This is a genomic window from Hyphobacterium sp. CCMP332 (assembly GCF_014323565.1).
In the GTDB taxonomy this organism is placed as follows: Bacteria; Pseudomonadota; Alphaproteobacteria; order Caulobacterales; family Maricaulaceae; genus Hyphobacterium.
In genome coordinates, this window is sequence record NZ_CP058669.1 from 2,156,540 (window position 1) to 2,172,879 (window position 16,340).

The following is a 16,340-nucleotide window of genomic DNA, read 5'->3' on the forward strand; positions in this document are numbered from 1 at the left end:
CAGAATACGGAATTTATGCCGCAATTGCGCTTTCAGCATCCAGAACGGCCGCAATGGCGTTGATGGTCGAGGCAATCCGGACTGCCGTCTGGATCTGCTCGGCGCTCACACCGTGCCGGCGCAATTCGGCCTCATGGCTGTCTATGCAGGCACCACAGCCATTGATCGCCGATACCGCCAGCGACCACAATTCGAAGTCAGCCTTGTCAACGCCGGGATTGGCGATGACATTCATCCGCAGCTTGGCCGGCAAGGTCTTGTAATCCTTGGCGGAGGACAGGTGAACAAAGCGGTAATAGACATTGTTCATGCCCATGATTGCGGCGGCAGACTTGGCACCGGATATGGCTTCCGGAGACAGCTTGTCGGCCACTTCGGCCTCAATCGCACGCACGACAGCCGGCACGCCAAGAGCGTGCGCGGAGGCGAGGAATGTGCCCCACTTCTTCTGATCGTCCAGAACGGTTTCCCGTGCGAGGCTCGACAGGTTGAGCTTCAGATCCTTGGCATAGTCCGGAATTTCGGTCTTGAGCGTTTCGAGGCTCATGGGAATTCTCCTTGTTGGATACCAAGACGCGCCTGCCTCGGGGGAGGAGAGCAGGCGCGTCCCGGGTCAGGTCGCGATGGGTTACGCGGCCAGGGTTTCGCCACCTACAGCACGGTTGCAGGGGCAGAGCTCGTCGGTTTGCAGCGCATCCAGAACGCGCAGCGTGTCTTCCGGATTGCGGCCGACATTCAGATTGGTCACATAGACGTGCTGGATCACATTGTCCGGATCGACAATGAAGGTTGCCCGCAGCGGAACGCCCTCATTCGAACGGATACCCAGCGCATCGATCAGCGAGCCGGTTGTGTCGGCAAACTGCCAGATCGGCAATTTTTCAAGATCCGGGTGATCGCGGCGCCAAGCCAGCTTGCAGAACTCATTGTCGGCCGAGCCACCCAGGACAACTGTGTCACGATCTGCGAAATCGTCATTGAGATCGGCAAATGCCTTGATCTCGGTCGGGCAGACAAACGTGAAATCCTTCGGATAGAAGAAGATCACTTTCCACTTGCCGTCAAAACTGTTCTGAGTGACAGCCTCGAATGCGCTTTCACCGTTTTCTTCATGCTCCATGAAGCCCGGCTTTACGCCGGTGATTTCAAATTCGGGGAGCTTTTCGCCAATTCCCATCATAGTACTGACCTCGTTTTTTGTTTTCAGATTTTCGGGCTCTTCACCCAATCGACAGGGCCAGAGGTAAGGGCTTGATGATCATAAATCCAATGAATTGTTTTTGGGTATGACATAGGTTATATCGATAGCGCTATGACGATTCCCTTGCCCACGCTCCGCCAGCTCCGCTTCCTTGTCACTCTTGCTGATGAAGGGAATTTCTCGCGCGCAGCGGAAATTTGCCATGTCACCCAGCCGACCCTGTCGGCTGCCATCAAGGAGCTGGAGGCAACACTCGGCGTTACATTGGTGGAACGCGGTGCCAGAGGCGCAACGCTCACGCCTGCAGGCGAGGCCGCGCTGGATCGCGCCCGCTCGACGCTGGCAGAAGCCGAGGATCTGGTGCAGGCCGCCCGCGCGGCGGGAGAGCCCTTGTGCGGTCCGTTCCGGCTGGGCGTCATTCCGACGATTGCACCCTTCCTGCTGCCGAAACTCTTGCCACTGCTATCGAACGCCCACCCCAAGCTAAAGCTCTACCTTCGGGAAGACCTGACGGATCGCCTGCTGGAGGGCTTGCGCTCCCGCAATCTGGATGCGGCCCTGATTGCCCTGCCCTATGAAGCGGCCGGAATTGAAGCGATCAGTGTCGGTTCGGATGAATTTCTGTTTGCAGCGGCACCGGATCATCCGCTGGCACAAAAAGCGACAATTTCGGCCAGCGATCTCAGCAATGAAAAACTGCTCATGCTGGAAGACGGCCATTGCCTGCGTGATCATGCTCTGGCGGTGTGTACAGCCGCAGCGTCACGCTCGGACTTTGCCGCCACAAGCCTGCACACGCTGGCGCAAATGGTGAAGTCCGGCCTCGGCGCCACCCTGCTCCCACGGCTGGCCGTCGAGGGCGGTGTCACCGACGGGCTGGGTCTTGTGGTCAAGCCTTTCACCCCGGCGATTGTCGGCCGCGAAATCGGCATCGCCTGGCGCAGGGGCTCGGCGCGCGAAGCCGAGGCCAAACTGATCGCGAAAACGCTGGACGGGCTGGTCTAGAAAAAAAAGCCCCGGAATTATATCCGGGGCTTTTCAGTTTCATGGCGTCGCGCCTTATTCCGCTGCCGGCTCGTCCTCATCCATCAATTGCTGGGTGAGGAAAGTGTAGAGCAAGGCATCGCGGCGCGCACTCTCCGCCAGATTGGCGGCCGAGGAGTGACCGCCTTCCGTGTTCTCATAATAGAGATAGGGATGACCGAGCTCTTCGAGCAGGTGCGCCATCTTGCGGGCATGACCCGGATGGACACGGTCGTCCTTGGTCGAGGTATAGAGATAGATCTCCGGATAATCACCGTCTGCATCGACATTGTGATACGGCGAAATCGAGCGCAGGAAACCGCCCTCGTCCGGATCGCCCGGATCGCCATATTCACCCATCCAGGAGGCCCCGGCCAGAAGCTGGTTGAAGCGCAGCATGTCGAGCAGGGGCACCGCTGAAACAACGGCATTCCAGAGGTCAGGACGCTGCGTATACATGACGCCGGTCAGCAAGCCGCCATTGGATCCGCCATAAACGCCCAGATGGCGCGGCGTGGTCAGGCCGGTGTCGATCAGGTCTTCAGCAACCGAAATCAGATCGTCATAGATGCGCTGACGGTCCATTTTCAGGCCCGCCTGGTGCCAGGCCGGCCCAAACTCGCCGCCGCCGCGGATATTGGCCACCACATAGGCCCCGCCGCGTTCCAGCCAGAGACGGCCGCGAACACCTGAATAGCTCGGCTGAATGGAGACCTGAAAACCGCCATAGGCATAAAGCAGCGTCGGTGTTGTGCCGTCCATGACCGTATCACGATGGCGAACCACGAAATAGGGAATCATGGTTCCATCGGTGGATTCCGCTTCCAGTTGTTCCACCACGAGGCCTTCGGCATCGAACCAGCTCGGCGTGGAATCCGCGACGTCCACCGTGCCCGCGTCGACGTCCACCAGATACATGGAGTCGGGCGTCAAAAAGCCTTGGGCGTTCATGAAGGCAAGGTCGTGATGCACGCTGGTGCCAAACAGGCCCAGCGTCATATTTTCCGGCGTCTCGATCTGCGAGGACGTCCAGTCACTGCCATCAAAATCAAAGCGCCAGAGCTGTCCGGTCACATTGTCATCAATCTGGATCAGCACCGTATTCTGCGAAATGCCCACACTTCCGATGGATTGACGCGGACCGGGCACAAACACGGTTGCGACCTCGCCAATCTCGCCGGTCGCAGCAAACTCGCCCATGTCAAATGACAGGAGCGCGCCCTGCGGGAAGCTGTCCCCGTTTTCCCGGTTCCAGTCTTCTTCCAGCGTGAACAGGAGTTGATTGTTATAGAGGCCCGATAGCGAGGATTTGGCCGGAATGGGCAGGGAAACCGGATCGGCTCCGTCCGGCAAATACCACCAGGTTGTCTCGAAGAATGTGTCGGCCTCCGAGGCCATGATATAGGTGTTACCGGCATTGTCCTCCGTCCGGAAGGCGAACAGGCCGACATCCTCGCGATCGCCGCGCAGGATTTCGGTAGCCTCTTCCATCGGCGTGCCGCGTTCCCAGCGATACACAACCGACGGATAACCGGACGTCGTCGAATTCTCGTCATTGGTGGCAAAACCGAAGACGACGGTGTCTTCATCGACCCAGCTCATACCGCCCTTGGCTTCCGGCGAAACAAAACCGTCTTCGACAAAGGAGCGGCTTTCCATATCAAATTCGCGGCGCACCGAGGCATCCTGACCACCATCCGACAGGGTGATGATGCAGCGATTATAATCGGGGCTCAGACAGTTTGAGCCTTGCCAGACCCAGTTGACGCCCTCTTCTTCCGCTATCGCATCAAGATCGAGAACGATGTCCCATTCGGTATTGTCCGAAAGATAGCTTTCCAGGCTTGTCCGGCGCCACAGGCCATGCGTGTTGGTCGCATCACGCCAGAAATTCCAGATATAGCCGTTCTGGTAGGAGCCGTAGGGAATGCGGTCATTGCTCTGATAGACTTCCAGGGCCGCTTCATAGAGCTCATCATAGCGCGGATCGCCCTGCAAACGATCAAACGTCCGCTCATTCTGGCCTTCCACCCATTCCAGCGCCCGCTCGCCTTCAACCTCTTCCAGCCAGACACGCGGATCGTTTTCAGGGTCGATCTGGACAATATTGCGGGTCTCGGCAGTATCGCCGGACTCCATTGTGTCTGCGGCATCCGTCATATCGGTTTCGGTGTCCGTCATATTGGTGTCTGCTGTCGGCGCAGAACAGGCCACCAGAAGGGCTCCGGCGGCGGTTGCAGTCAAAAGGCGTTGCAGCATGTGGATCGCTCCCCAGATAATGTTGGAGTTATCCCTAGCGTTTGGGGCCGCGGATTCAAGTTAAACCCTGCAAGGAAACTGCTATGCGCGCCTTGAAAATGAACGGAACAGGGAATGCTTTTCTCCTGATAGATGCCCGGCAGGGCCCCGTCGAGGTCGACGCGGAAACCATCACGCGATGGCGCCAGTCACATCATTTCGATCAGGTCTTGATGCTCGCGCCCAGCCAGAGTGGCGATGCCCGCTACCGCATCTGGAACCGCGATGGCGGCGAAGTCGGCGCATGTGGAAATGGCGCACGCTGCGCCGGATGGTATCTGATGCGCGAGTCCGGCAAGGCAACAGCCTTGCTGGATACCGCCTATGGACTGACGCAGGCACGGCGGACCGCAGATAATCGGGTATCGGTCGATCTCGGCCCTGCGCGGACAGACTGGCGCGATATCCCGCTTGCCCGGGAAATGGACACGATTGCACTCGACTATTCTCTCACCGCTAGCGGCCTGACCGTCTCGCGCCCGGGCGCTGTCTCGATGGGAAACCCCCACATTGTCTTTGACGTTCCGGATCTGACCGGACTGCCGGTAGAAGTGCTCGGACCGATGGCGGAATACGACCCGCTATTTCCGGACGGCGTCAATGCCGGCTTCATGCAGATCCGGGACCGGACGCATATCCGCCTGCGCGTCTGGGAGCGTGGAGCCGGGCTCACCCGGGCGTGCGGAACCGGAGCGGCCGCAGCCATCGTCGCGGGCCATCGAAAAGGCCGGCTCGACCGTCAATGTCATGTCTCGGTGGATGGCGGCGATCTCGCCATAGACTGGAAAGAAAACAATCATGTCTGGCTCGAAGGGCCGGTGGAGCTGGAAGGCGACGTCACGCTCTGAGGCCCGCCGCTTGACCGCACCCCGGCTTTCCACCACTTAGGCAGGCTTATGTCTGACCAGAATATTCATACCTCACCGCCGGAGGCCCCGGCGCAAGCAGGCGGGAATGAAATTCTCACCTTTGGCTGCCGGCTGAATAGCTGGGAGAGCGAGGTCATGCGCAGCCATGCCACCGCGGCCGGCCTTGAGGGTGCCATCATCGTCAACACCTGCGCCGTCACCAACGAGGCCGTACGCAGCGCCCGCCAGGCCATCCGAAAGGCCCGGCGCGCCAATCCAGCCGCCCCCATCATCGTCACGGGCTGTGCGGCGCAGATCAATCCGGACGAATTCGCCCGCATGCCGGAAGTCACCCGCGTCATTGGCAATGCGGACAAGATGAAAGCCGAAACCTTCCAGCCCCATATCCTGCTCGGCGGAGCAGAGAAAAAGTCAGTCTCCGACATCATGAAGGTAAAGGATGTCGCCGGACATCTGGTAGACGGTCTGGATGGCCGCGCGCGGGCCTATGTCCAGATCCAGACCGGTTGCGATCACCGTTGCACCTTCTGCATCATCCCCTATGGCCGCGGCGATAGCCGTTCTGTGCCGGCCGGTGATGTGGTCGAGCAGGTCAGGGCGCTGGTCAGCACCGGCCATCAGGAAATCGTCCTCACCGGCGTCGATCTCACAAGCTGGGGCGGCGACCTGCCAGGTGAGCCAAAGCTGGGCCGGATGGTTCAGGCGATTCTGAAAAACGTACCGGACTTGCCGCAGCTTCGCCTCTCCTCCATCGATGCGATAGAAATTGATGACGCCCTGTTTGAAGCGATCACTTCCGAGCCGCGCATCGCACCGCACCTGCATCTGTCGCTTCAGGCGGGGGCCGACATGATTTTGAAGCGCATGAAACGGCGCCATTTGCGCGCCGATGCCATCGCCTTGTGCCAAAAGCTCAAATCCGCGCGCCCGGGCATTGCCTTCGGCGCGGACATCATCGCCGGATTCCCGACCGAAACCGAAGAGATGTTCGAAGACTCGCTGCGCCTCGTCGATGAGTGTGATCTCGCTTATCTGCACGTCTTCCCGTATTCGCCGCGCCCCGGCACGCCGGCCGCGCGCATGCCGCAGCTTGACCGGAACATCATCAAGGATCGCGCCGCACGGCTGCGCGAGAAGGCCGGCCTTGCTCTGATCAGGCATTTGAACGGCATGACCGGATCGATCCAGCAGGGTCTGATCGAAAAGCCCGGCTTTGCCCGTGCTCCGAATTTTGCGGGCATAAGTCTGGCCGGCACGACGCCCAGAAACGGCGCGATTTTGCCCATCCGGATAACCGGCCACAATGGCAAGGTGCTTGAAGGAGAACCGGCATGAGTGACGGCGAAACCCCGGAAAAGAAAAAGGGCTTCTTCTCCCGGCTGGCCGCCGGCCTGCGCCGGTCGTCGAGCGGAATCACGGAAAGCGTCACGGCCGTTTTCACCCGGAAGAAGCTCGATGCCGAAACGCTGGAGGCCCTTGAGGACGCGCTGATTGCCGCCGACCTCGGCGCACCGATGGCGCAGAAGGTCACCGAACGGCTGGCCCGAGATCGCTTTGACAGGGAAGTCACTGACGAAGAGATCAGAACCGCGCTCGCCGAGACGATTGCAGAGACCTTGTTACCGCTCGAATCGCCACTGGAAATCGGCCGGGAGACAAAGCCGGAAATCGTGCTCTTTGTGGGCGTCAACGGCTCGGGCAAAACAACAACGCTGGGCAAGATCGCCGCGGGTATGACCCGCGTCGGTCAGTCGCCACTCCTGGTCGCGGGAGACACCTTCCGCGCCGCGGCTGTTGAGCAGATTGCCGTCTGGGGCGAGCGCGCCAATGCACCTGTCGAGCGCCGCGATCTCGGGGCAGATGCCGCCGGGCTGGCCTTTGATGCAGTGCAGCGCGCCACCCGCGAAGGCCTGGACGCCGTCCTGATCGACACCGCAGGCCGGCTTCAGAACCGCACCGAATTGATGGACGAATTGCGCAAGATCGTACGGGTTCTGGGAAAGGTGGACGAAACCGCCCCGCACAAGGTCATTCTGGTTCTGGACGGCACGGTCGGCTCCAATGCGATGTCGCAGGCCGAAGCCTTCCTCGAGGCCGCCCGTGTGACCGGCCTCATCATGACCAAGCTGGATGGCACCGCAAAAGGCGGCGCGCTGGTTCAGGTCGCCGAGAAATTTGCGCTTCCCATCCATGCCATCGGGATTGGCGAAGGCATTGATGACCTTCAACCTTTCGACGCCCGCGCGTTTGCACGGGCGCTTGCGGGGCTTGACGAGGCGTGACGCCCGAAATTGCCGGCGCAGCGGCCATGCTCGGCTCGGCCATGACCCATGCAGTGATGGGCATGCTGACCAAATCCTCATCGGACAAGCTGGTCTTCCGTTCGGTGATGATGTCGACGAGCGCGGTCCTCTTTTTACCGCTTCTCTTCCTCCTGCCGCCACCACCCGCGGAGGCATGGCCCTTTCTGATCATGGGTATGGGGCTGCATTTCGTTTTCCAGATGTCGATGATCTCCGCCTTTGAACGCGGCGACATGAATCTGGTCTATCCGGTCATGCGCGGTGCCGCACCGGCATTGGCGGCGCTCTTTGCCTTCTTCATCCTGGGTGAAGCCCTGTCCATGCTGCAGATCGGCGGACTGGCACTCGCCTCGGCAACCATTATCGGTTTTGCCTGGCCGGATCGCAGCAAGGCACCGAAAGTCACTGCGCTGGCATTTGCCGCGCTCGCTGCGCTGATGACGGCTCTGTATTCGGTCAACGACGCCTCGGGAGTCCGGGCGACCGGAAATCCGCTGACCTATCTGGCATGGTTTTCTTTCGTCACGGCCCTGCCGATTCTGGTGACTGCACTGGTCCGGCGCGGGCGGCGCTGGCCAGAGCTCGCCCGGCGGCAGTTTCGCAGCGCCGCACCTGCGGCTGTCCTTGGTGCGGCGTCTTATGGCCTGGCGCTGTTTGCGTTTTCTATTGCCGCAATAGGGCCGATGGCAGCCATGCGTGAGACATCGGTTGTATTCGGCGCCATCCTCGCCGCGCTCATCCTGAAAGAACCCTTCGGGATCAAACGCAGCCTGCTGGCAATCTTTCTGGCCGCTGGCCTCGTATTGCTTCAGGTTGGCTGACGTGAATCGGAGATAGCAAGTATGAGTCAAGTCAAGAAAACCGCCGGGCAAGGCGCACAATTGCTGACCGATGTGGGTCCGGTCATCGCCTTCATTCTGGTCTATAATATCGGCCGGAATTTTGCCGGCGATCAGGCCATCTACTGGGCTACCGGTGTTTTCATGGCGGGTGTGGCCATGGCGCTGGGATATGCGGGGGTTGTGCAAAAACGCTTCCCGCCCATGCTCGTCGTATCGGCGGTGATCGTGATGTCGTTTGGCGGGATGACGATCTATCTGCAGGACCCGATTTTCGTCTACATCAAACCCACGATTATCAACCTGCTCTACTCTTTCGCGATCCTCGGCAGCTTCGCCTTCGGCTTCAATGTCTGGAAAGCGCTTTTCGGTTCTGTCTTTACCCTGCCCGAACGGATCTGGTGGATTCTGGCCGTGCGCTGGGCATTGTTTTTCCAGATCCTCGCCCTGATCAATGAATTCCTCTGGCGCCACATCAATGATTCCGTTGTCGTGGAAAGTGCCCGCTGGTTCCCGCAACTCGCCTGGAGCGAAAGCCTCTGGGCCAACGGCAAGCTGGGAATCATGGCGCTGACCTTCGTCTTTGCGCTGGCCAACATCCCGATTGCCCTCAGGCATCAGACCGACGATGACGACGCCAATGCCGATGAGGCCGCGCCAGACAACGCCTGAACGCGCCACACTCCGTATCCGGATCATTGTCATTGATCCGTGACACGCTTGCGTTAAGTTGCGTCAGCCTTGAAGCAGTGGGGGGCCAGACATGGCGGACGACAATACATTCGATCTGTCCGAATCGCCCGGTCATTTGCTGCACCGGGCTCAGCAATTCGCGGCTGAGCGGTTTTCCAAGAATCTGTCCGCCGGGGACAAGCTCACCCAGCGCCAGTTTGCGGTTCTGGCGTCCACAGCGGCCAATGAGGGCCTGACCCAGACCGATCTTGTCCGCGAAACCGGTATTGATCGCTCAACCCTGGCAGAACTCGTCGCGCGTATGGCCATAAAGGGCCTGATACGCCGCGAATCCGTGGCCGCCGACGCGCGGGCCAATGCCATTTTCCTGACGGATGATGGGCGGGGCATGTATGAGCGGGCGCTCGCAGGGGCCCGCCTCGCAGACGAGGCCATCCTGTCGTCATTGCCGAAAAACAAGCGCGCCAGCTTTCTCGTGACCCTGCTCCGCATCGCGATGACGATTGAAGAGGACGAGGCCAAGGCCAAGGCCGAGCTGAAAAAGCTCAAGGACGCCGAGAAAAAGGCCAAGAAGAAAGCCAAGAAGAAAGCGAAAAAGCAGGCCAAAAAGAAAAAGAAGAGCAAGGACGCCTAGCGGCCTTCCTCCAGCGCGGGCAGGATAACCCGCCGCACCACATCATCCGTCAGCGGCCCCGCCCAGCGCGCCCGGATAATGCCATCCGCACCTACGACAAAGGTTTCGGGTGCACCGGTGACGCCGAGATCAATGACAGCGGATCCGAACGGATCCATGACAACGCCCGAAAACGGGTTTCCCAATCGCGCCAGAAAGGCGTTGGCATTCTCGTCCGTATCGCGCCAGGCAATGCCGTAAATCGGCACACCCGCCTCTGCCAGATCCAGCAATACCGGATGCTCGACTTCACACGGCGGACACCACGACCCCCAGACGTTCAGGAGATAGGCCTGTCCAGCGAGATCGGACGGTGCAAAGCCCGCGCGGCCTTCGACGGCCTCCAGCGTAAAATCCGGAACAGGGTCGCCAACAAAACGATCTGTCTGATTGCCCTCTGTCCGGGTCAGAAGCGCATAGGCCAGAGCGCCCGCCAGGCCGAACAGAATGACGACCGGAACCAGCCGCAACCCGTTCATTCCCCGGCCTCGTCTTGCTCACGCTGAAGATGACGCCGCGCCGAGGACCGCTCATTGAGAATAAACAGAACAAGCCCGGCCACGCCCAGCGCCGTCAGCGCATAGGAGGCCCAGACAAATTCGATATAGGCACCGGGTTCGATCACTCCGCTCATGCGCGCGCCTCCCGTATCCGCTGAAGGTTGGCGGCCTTGCGCGCCATGATCGCACTGCGCATCCGGTACAGCACCATCCAGCCGGCCAGAAAAGTGAATCCGACCGCCATCAATGCCAGCGGCAAAAGCTGGCTGCCATGAATGGCTGGTCCGTCGGCCCGGAAAACCGTTGCACCCTGATGCAATATGCCGTCCCACCATTCCACCGAAAAGCGGACGATGGGCAGATTGACCAGACCCACCATGGCCAGAATGGCCGCTGACCGCGCCGCCAGACGTTCATCTTCAATCGCGGCGCGAAGCGCAATATATCCCAGAAACAGCAGAAACTGGATCAGCATCGACGTCAGCCGGGCATCCCACACCCACCACGTCCCCCACGTGGTCTTGCCCCAGAGCGAGCCGGTTATCAGACAAAGCCCGGCAAATACCGCCCCGATGGGCGCGATGGATTCCGCCGCCACATCCGCCAGATTATGCCGCCAGATGAAGAAGATGAAACTGGCCCCGCCCATGGCAAAATAGAGGGCCAGCCCGAGCCAGGCGGCCGGCACATGGACATACATGATGCGGATCGTGTCGCCCTGATAGCGATCTACCGGTGACGCAAACAGGCCAAACCAGAGGCCCGCAAGGATCAAAACCAGAGCCAGCCCCCCACATGCCGGAATGGCGATGCGGGCAAATTTTTCGAATCGTTGCGGGTTGGCGAGATAGCTGAACATGGTGGTGAAATGCGTTAGCCTGCCCTGCTCCGGCGGGCAAGCGCCAGATGGCCGCATCTAGTCTCCGGTTTCAGAAATAATCGGCTCCAGCGCGTCGCCGGCTTCGGTGAGAACCGCCTGTGCGGGCGCACCGTCAAAGACATCCGCCCATTCCCCGGTCAGATAGGCCTCAAAAACGGACAGGGGTACGGGGACGTCATAACCGCCTTCGGCATAGGATCCGACTTCATAGGGCTCGAAGTGGAACATCAACCCGCCCGCCGCTTCGCCCGATTGATTGGCGATCAGGACAAAGCCCGGAAAGGCGTCAACTTCCGGCGCCAGCGGTGCCAGCCATGTTTCGCGCTCCATGGCCTCGTCGAAATCCGCGCCGAGGCGTTCACGCTTGAGTGCCATCAATTCGCGATAGACGGCATAGAATAAAGCCGTCAGCGCCGGAGAATCCGGAGCCGTTTCCGCAAACAAATCGTCCAGTCCGGCCGGGTTCAGACTGTCAGCGCGCGTGACGATCGGGCTTCGGCCCTGATTGGGGTGCGCGCCGCCGGTGTAGTAGGAAGACTGGCGATCAAGGCTGATGACGTCTTCATTGGCAAAAGTGATCGAAATGTCGGTTTCACTGAAATACGCATTCCAGCTCCAGTCCGGCGATTCGTCGATCCAGCTGCGATGGTCATTGACCGCGAGCGCTGCAAACTCTGCCAGGCCTGACAATTCCGCCTCGCGTAGCGCATTCATGATGCCAGGATAATTTTCCAGGCGGTGATCCAGGGTGATCGTCACGGAATAGACGCCGGGAAGCGTGTCTTCGATAACTTCATCCGGCGGAAGGGTTTCCGTTTCTTCCGGCACAGAGGCCGTACTTCCGGTCTGCGCAAACCCGGCGGGCACCGTGGAAAGCAACAGGGCAAAGGCAAGCAAGGATTTCATGCCTTCGATAGAAGCACAGGCGAGCCGTCTATTCCAGACGCGCCTTCAAGGCGGCAGAAATGGCAAAGGGGGAGAGCGCGGTTAAAAACAGGCTGACCGCGCACGTCAGGAGCAGATTGGCCCCCGCCGCGGCGTCGCCGATCGCAGCGGCCCGGCCGGCGCTGGCGGTAAACACCATCAGGGGAATGGCGAGCGGCGCGGCGATCAGCGCAATCACCAGCCCGCCACGCCGCGCGCCTGCCGACAACGCCGCGGCAATCGCCACAAGAAAGGCCAGTCCCGGAATCGCCGCCGCCAGTGCCAACCCCAGCATTCCGGCGGCTTCAACCGGCAATCCGAAGGCGATACCCCCGCCCAGCCCGACAAGCGGCAACGGCCAGAGCGTGGCGACGGCAGATCCCAGAACCTTCGCAATCGCGATGATGGACATGGGAATGCCCGAAAGACCATAGGCTTCGAGCGTGCCATCGGCCACATCCTCCCCGAACAGCTTTTCGGCCCCCTGCAAGACGGCCAGCAAGGCCGCAAAACAGATGACGCCCGGCCCGGCCGCCTGCAAGGTCGCCGGAGACTGGCCAATCGCGAGGGGTGCCAGAGTCAGGCTGGCAATAAAAAACGCCGCCGGAGCCGCGGGTCCGCCGCCGCCGGCAAACGCCAGCCGGGCTTCCCGCAAGAAGACGGTGGCAGCTCTCATCGCGTCAGCTCCTGCACCCGGGCACCCGGCCAGTCGAGCGCCTGATGCGTGGCCGCAATCACCAGCCCACCGCGATTCCGGTGTGATGTCACAGCGGCGGACAATCTGTCCCGGCCATCTGAATCAAGCGGGGCCGCCGGTTCGTCCAGAAGCCAGACCGGCCGGTTCTGAACCAGAATGTGCGCCAGCGCGGAGCGGCGTTTCTGACCCTGCGACAGGCGCCGCGCGGGCCGGTCTGCCAGAGCTTTCAGTCCCATCTGCTCCATGGCGGCCGGCACGGCGTCTGTCAGCCCGGACAATGCCGACCAGAACAAGAGCGATTGGCGCGGGCTTTCGTCCGGCTTCAGGGCGTTGTCATGGCCCAGAAACGCGCAGACCGCCGGGGCTGCCTTGATCGCCGGTCTGTCGCCGTAGAAAATCTCGCCCATTGCCGGCCGGAGAACACCGGAAAGCGCCCGCAAAAGCGTGGTTTTACCGACACCGTTTCGCCCGAGAAGAACCAGCGCCTCGCCGGGCGCAACACTTAACGACAGGCCTGAAATTAACGGGATACCCCCGCGTTCAAGCGTTACATCCGTCACGGAAAGCGGAATTGGATCAAAGGAGGGCAATGTCATTCGCTGCGATTTCACCCGGCCTGACCCCGGGGTCAAGGCAGATTGGCTAACAGACCGCATTGCAGCCAGACGCGGCGAGGTCTAAAACGCCCGCAAACACAAATGCCCCCGTTCGCGATTTTTGCTCGCGTTCCAACCGATAAGGATGCTCCCCATGGCTTCACTCGACAGCTTCAATTGCCGCCGCGAACTCGACGTTGATGGAAAAACCTATGTGTATTTCGATCTGAAGACGGCCGAGCGCAATGGGCTTGAAGGCGCGTCGAGACTGCCCGCTTCGCTAAAAGTGCTGCTGGAAAACCTCTTGCGCAACGAAGACGGAACCACAGTCACCAGGTCTGACATCGAGGCCATGGCCGGCTGGATCAAGGAACGCAAATCCACAACCGAGATCGCCTACCGCCCGGCACGTGTCCTGATGCAGGATTTCACCGGTGTTCCGGCTGTCGTTGATCTGGCGGCCATGCGCGATGCAGTCAAGGCACTCGGTGGCGACCCGGAAAACATCAATCCGCTGGTGCCGGTTGATCTCGTGATCGACCACTCGCTGATGGTTGATTCATTCGGTACGGCGGGCGCGTTCAAGAGCAATGTGGAGCGCGAATACGAGCGCAATGGCGAGCGCTACAAATTCCTGAAATGGGGCGCGAGTGCGTTTGACAATTTCCGAGTCGTGCCGCCGGGCACCGGTATCTGTCACCAGGTCAATCTGGAATATCTCGCCCAGACCGTCTGGACGAAGGAAGAAAACGGCGAAACCATCGCTTATCCCGACACGCTGGTCGGCACGGACAGCCACACCACAATGGTCAATGGCCTGTCTGTTCTGGGTTGGGGCGTCGGTGGTATCGAAGCCGAAGCGGCCATGCTGGGCCAGCCCGTCTCCATGCTCATTCCGGAAGTCGTCGGTTTCAGGCTGACCGGCAAATTGCCGGAAGGCGCGACCGCAACCGACCTTGTCCTGATGGTCGTGCAGATGCTGCGCGAGCGCGGTGTTGTCGGCAAATTCGTTGAATTCTATGGCGAAGGCCTCGACCACCTCTCACTCGCCGATGAGGCCACGATCGCCAATATGGCACCTGAATATGGTGCCACATGCGGCTTCTTCCCGATCGATAATGAAACCCTGACCTATCTGGCCGATACCGGTCGCGACCCGGAACGCGTGAAGCTTGTTGAAGCGTATGCAAAAGCCCAGGGCCTCTTCCGCCCGGACTATACAGAAGACCCCGTTTTCACGGATACGCTGGAACTGGATCTGTCCGAGGTTGTGCCGTCGCTGGCCGGACCGAAGCGGCCGCAGGACCGGGTGCCGCTGGATGGTGCATCGGATGCGTTTGCCCAAGTACTGCATGACGAATTCGACAAGCTGTCGGAAGGCCACAAGCGGGCCAAAGTCGAAGGCACGGAATACTCCATCGGCCATGGAGATGTCGTCATTGCCGCCATCACCTCCTGCACCAATACCTCCAACCCGTCTGTCATGCTCGGCGCCGGGCTTCTGGCCCGCAACGCCATCAAGCGCGGCCTGAAGGTCAAGCCGTGGGTCAAGACGTCTCTGGCACCGGGGTCCCAGGTTGTCACAGACTACCTCGCCAAGGCCGGCTTGCAGGATGATCTCGACACGCTCGGCTTCCAGCTTGTCGGTTATGGTTGCACGACCTGTATCGGTAATTCGGGACCCCTGCCCGAGCCGATTTCGAAGGCAATCAAGGAAGCCGATCTGGTCGCCACATCCGTTCTGTCCGGCAATCGCAATTTTGAAGGCCGGATCAGCCCGGATGTTCGCGCCAACTATCTCGCCTCACCGCCACTGGTGGTCGCCTACGCCATTGCCGGCTCGATGAATGTCGATCTTCTGAACGACCCCATCGGTTATGACGAAGAGAACGAGCCCGTTTTCCTCAAGGAAATCTGGCCAACCACGGCGGAAATCAGTGACGTTGTCCGGACCGCAGTGACGCCGGACATGTTTGCTTCGCGCTATGCCGACGTTTTCAAGGGCGATGACATCTGGGCAAATATCGAGGTCACGGGCGGACAGACCTATGACTGGGATATGGGCTCGACCTACATCCAGAACCCGCCCTATTTCGAGGGCATGTCGATGGAGGCAACCGCGCCGAAAAGCATTTCCAATGCGCGCATCCTTGGCCTGTTCGGCGATTCCATAACAACTGATCACATTTCACCTGCCGGCTCGATCAAGGCCGACAGCCCGGCCGGCACCTATCTGCAGGAGCATCAGGTCGCGCCACGGGACTTCAACTCGTATGGCTCTCGCCGGGGCAATCACCAGGTCATGATGCGTGGCACATTTGCCAATATCCGGATCAAGAACCGGATGTTTGACGGACTGGAAGGCGGCTATACGAAGAAATGGCCCGAAGGCGGGAAAGCCGACATCTATTCGGCGGCCATGGACTACAAAACCGACGACACACCGCTCGTCGTCATTGGCGGCAAGGAATATGGCACCGGCTCATCGCGCGACTGGGCGGCCAAAGGCACGCGTCTGCTGGGCGTTCAGGCGGTGATTGCGCAAAGTTTCGAACGTATTCACCGCTCCAATCTGATCGGCATGGGGGTGTTGCCCCTGCAGTTCGAAAGCACGGGCTGGGAAGAGCTGGGCATGACGGGCGACGAGCAGGTCTCGATTGCGGGCATTGAAACGCTGACGCCTCGCCAGATACTGGACGTCACCATCACTTTCCCGGATGGCCGGAGCGAGACGGTAAAGGCGCGCGCCCGGATCGATACCGAGAATGAGCTGGAATACTACCGCAATGGCGGCATTCTCCACTACGTGCTGCGGCGCCTGGCCGTCGCCTGATCCGGATCCCG

The 16,340-nt window shown here is 60.3% G+C and carries 17 protein-coding genes; 8 read left to right on the forward strand and 9 right to left on the reverse strand.

All coding sequences use genetic code 11. The features are described from left to right. Positions 1-13: 13 nt before the first annotated feature. Together HXX25_RS10850 and HXX25_RS10855 are read right to left on the reverse strand one after the other, a co-directional pair. Positions 14-547 carry a carboxymuconolactone decarboxylase family protein gene (locus HXX25_RS10850; RefSeq protein WP_187165932.1) on the reverse strand — a complete coding sequence of 178 codons (534 nt, stop codon included), beginning with the start codon at positions 545-547 and terminating at the stop codon, positions 14-16. Positions 548-628: 81 nt separating this feature from the next. Further along, positions 629-1,180 (reverse strand): peroxiredoxin, encoded by a 552-nt coding sequence (locus tag HXX25_RS10855; RefSeq protein WP_187165933.1) that lies wholly within the window; start codon positions 1,178-1,180, stop codon positions 629-631. Between the two features lie 132 nt (positions 1,181-1,312). Here HXX25_RS10855 and HXX25_RS10860 point away from each other — a divergent pair, with 132 nt between their 5' ends. Continuing rightward, complete coding sequence (locus HXX25_RS10860) at positions 1,313-2,206, forward strand: hydrogen peroxide-inducible genes activator (protein ID WP_187165934.1); 894 nt, start codon at positions 1,313-1,315, stop codon at positions 2,204-2,206. 54 nt (positions 2,207-2,260) lie between these two features. On the opposite strand, the gene HXX25_RS10865 is transcribed toward HXX25_RS10860, so the two are convergent. Further along, entirely contained in the window at positions 2,261-4,483 is a 2,223-nt protein-coding gene (locus tag HXX25_RS10865; protein WP_187165935.1) for a prolyl oligopeptidase family protein, read from the reverse strand. Positions 4,484-4,566: 83 nt separating this feature from the next. Here HXX25_RS10865 and dapF point away from each other — a divergent pair, with 83 nt between their 5' ends. The 6 genes from dapF to HXX25_RS10895 all read left to right on the forward strand — a co-directional run bounded on the left by dapF (position 4,567) and on the right by HXX25_RS10895 (position 9,860). Further along, positions 4,567-5,370, forward strand: coding sequence for a diaminopimelate epimerase (gene dapF / locus HXX25_RS10870; RefSeq protein ID WP_233346650.1), 804 nt, complete (start codon positions 4,567-4,569; stop codon positions 5,368-5,370). A 48-nt stretch (positions 5,371-5,418) separates the two neighbouring features. Continuing rightward, the gene (gene mtaB, locus HXX25_RS10875; protein ID WP_187165936.1) at positions 5,419-6,726 is read left to right on the forward strand and encodes a tRNA (N(6)-L-threonylcarbamoyladenosine(37)-C(2))-methylthiotransferase MtaB; all 1,308 of its coding nucleotides are present in this window, start codon (positions 5,419-5,421) and stop codon (positions 6,724-6,726) included. After that, a complete protein-coding gene (gene ftsY, locus HXX25_RS10880) occupies positions 6,723-7,673 on the forward strand; it encodes a signal recognition particle-docking protein FtsY (RefSeq protein ID WP_187165937.1) in 951 nt (316 codons plus the stop codon). The genes mtaB and ftsY overlap by 4 nt, the downstream gene beginning before the upstream one ends. Further along, complete coding sequence (locus tag HXX25_RS10885; RefSeq protein ID WP_233346651.1) at positions 7,670-8,515, forward strand: EamA family transporter; 846 nt, start codon at positions 7,670-7,672, stop codon at positions 8,513-8,515. The genes ftsY and HXX25_RS10885 overlap by 4 nt, the downstream gene beginning before the upstream one ends. A 21-nt stretch (positions 8,516-8,536) precedes the next feature. Continuing rightward, positions 8,537-9,205, forward strand: coding sequence for an inner membrane-spanning protein YciB (locus tag HXX25_RS10890; RefSeq protein WP_187165938.1), 669 nt, complete (start codon positions 8,537-8,539; stop codon positions 9,203-9,205). Positions 9,206-9,296: 91 nt separating this feature from the next. Then, the gene (locus tag HXX25_RS10895) at positions 9,297-9,860 is read left to right on the forward strand and encodes a MarR family winged helix-turn-helix transcriptional regulator (RefSeq protein WP_187165939.1); all 564 of its coding nucleotides are present in this window, start codon (positions 9,297-9,299) and stop codon (positions 9,858-9,860) included. On the opposite strand, the gene HXX25_RS10900 is transcribed toward HXX25_RS10895, so the two are convergent. Genes HXX25_RS10900 through ccmA form a run of 6 tightly spaced genes read right to left on the reverse strand, consistent with a single transcriptional unit; the run spans position 9,857 to position 13,496 of the window. Next, positions 9,857-10,378: a DsbE family thiol:disulfide interchange protein gene (locus tag HXX25_RS10900; RefSeq protein WP_187165940.1), complete on the reverse strand. Its 522-nt coding sequence runs from the start codon at positions 10,376-10,378 to the stop codon at positions 9,857-9,859. The two genes, HXX25_RS10895 and HXX25_RS10900, sit on opposite strands and share 4 nt — an antisense overlap. Further along, complete coding sequence (gene ccmD, locus HXX25_RS10905; protein WP_187165941.1) at positions 10,375-10,533, reverse strand: heme exporter protein CcmD; 159 nt, start codon at positions 10,531-10,533, stop codon at positions 10,375-10,377. The genes HXX25_RS10900 and ccmD overlap by 4 nt, the downstream gene beginning before the upstream one ends. Next, positions 10,530-11,315, reverse strand: a complete 786-nt coding sequence (locus HXX25_RS10910) for a heme ABC transporter permease (protein ID WP_187165942.1) — start codon at positions 11,313-11,315, stop codon at positions 10,530-10,532. Before HXX25_RS10910 ends, ccmD begins: the two co-directional genes overlap by 4 nt. Beyond that, entirely contained in the window at positions 11,316-12,185 is an 870-nt protein-coding gene (locus tag HXX25_RS10915) for a DUF3298 and DUF4163 domain-containing protein (protein WP_187165943.1), read from the reverse strand. Between the two features lie 28 nt (positions 12,186-12,213). Next, a complete protein-coding gene (locus HXX25_RS10920) occupies positions 12,214-12,879 on the reverse strand; it encodes a heme exporter protein CcmB (protein WP_187165944.1) in 666 nt (221 codons plus the stop codon). Further along, positions 12,876-13,496, reverse strand: a complete 621-nt coding sequence (ccmA, locus tag HXX25_RS10925; protein ID WP_187165945.1) for a heme ABC exporter ATP-binding protein CcmA — start codon at positions 13,494-13,496, stop codon at positions 12,876-12,878. The genes HXX25_RS10920 and ccmA overlap by 4 nt, the downstream gene beginning before the upstream one ends. 154 nt (positions 13,497-13,650) lie before the next feature. On the opposite strand from ccmA, the gene acnA reads away from it, so the two are divergent. Next, positions 13,651-16,329 (forward strand): aconitate hydratase AcnA, encoded by a 2,679-nt coding sequence (gene acnA, locus HXX25_RS10930; RefSeq protein ID WP_187165946.1) that lies wholly within the window; start codon positions 13,651-13,653, stop codon positions 16,327-16,329. The last annotated feature ends 11 nt before the right edge of the window (positions 16,330-16,340 follow it).

Excerpts from the sequence above, each read along its gene's own strand:
- HXX25_RS10890 (WP_187165938.1), top strand. The coding sequence starts at position 8,537 with ATGAGTCAAGTCAAGAAAACCGCCGGGCAAGGCGCACAATTGCTGACC.
- dapF (WP_233346650.1), top strand. The coding sequence starts at position 4,567 with ATGCGCGCCTTGAAAATGAACGGAACAGGGAATGCTTTTCTCCTGATA.
- HXX25_RS10920 (WP_187165944.1), bottom strand. The coding sequence starts at position 12,879 with ATGAGAGCTGCCACCGTCTTCTTGCGGGAAGCCCGGCTGGCGTTTGCC.
- HXX25_RS10895 (WP_187165939.1), top strand. The coding sequence starts at position 9,297 with ATGGCGGACGACAATACATTCGATCTGTCCGAATCGCCCGGTCATTTG.
- ccmA (WP_187165945.1), bottom strand. The coding sequence starts at position 13,496 with ATGACATTGCCCTCCTTTGATCCAATTCCGCTTTCCGTGACGGATGTA.
- HXX25_RS10850 (WP_187165932.1), bottom strand. The coding sequence starts at position 547 with ATGAGCCTCGAAACGCTCAAGACCGAAATTCCGGACTATGCCAAGGAT.
- HXX25_RS10855 (WP_187165933.1), bottom strand. The coding sequence starts at position 1,180 with ATGATGGGAATTGGCGAAAAGCTCCCCGAATTTGAAATCACCGGCGTA.
- ftsY (WP_187165937.1), top strand. The coding sequence starts at position 6,723 with ATGAGTGACGGCGAAACCCCGGAAAAGAAAAAGGGCTTCTTCTCCCGG.
- HXX25_RS10900 (WP_187165940.1), bottom strand. The coding sequence starts at position 10,378 with ATGAACGGGTTGCGGCTGGTTCCGGTCGTCATTCTGTTCGGCCTGGCG.
- HXX25_RS10915 (WP_187165943.1), bottom strand. The coding sequence starts at position 12,185 with ATGAAATCCTTGCTTGCCTTTGCCCTGTTGCTTTCCACGGTGCCCGCC.
- HXX25_RS10865 (WP_187165935.1), bottom strand. The coding sequence starts at position 4,483 with ATGCTGCAACGCCTTTTGACTGCAACCGCCGCCGGAGCCCTTCTGGTG.
- HXX25_RS10860 (WP_187165934.1), top strand. The coding sequence starts at position 1,313 with ATGACGATTCCCTTGCCCACGCTCCGCCAGCTCCGCTTCCTTGTCACT.
- HXX25_RS10910 (WP_187165942.1), bottom strand. The coding sequence starts at position 11,315 with ATGCGGCCATCTGGCGCTTGCCCGCCGGAGCAGGGCAGGCTAACGCAT.
- acnA (WP_187165946.1), top strand. The coding sequence starts at position 13,651 with ATGGCTTCACTCGACAGCTTCAATTGCCGCCGCGAACTCGACGTTGAT.
- mtaB (WP_187165936.1), top strand. The coding sequence starts at position 5,419 with ATGTCTGACCAGAATATTCATACCTCACCGCCGGAGGCCCCGGCGCAA.
- ccmD (WP_187165941.1), bottom strand. The coding sequence starts at position 10,533 with ATGAGCGGAGTGATCGAACCCGGTGCCTATATCGAATTTGTCTGGGCC.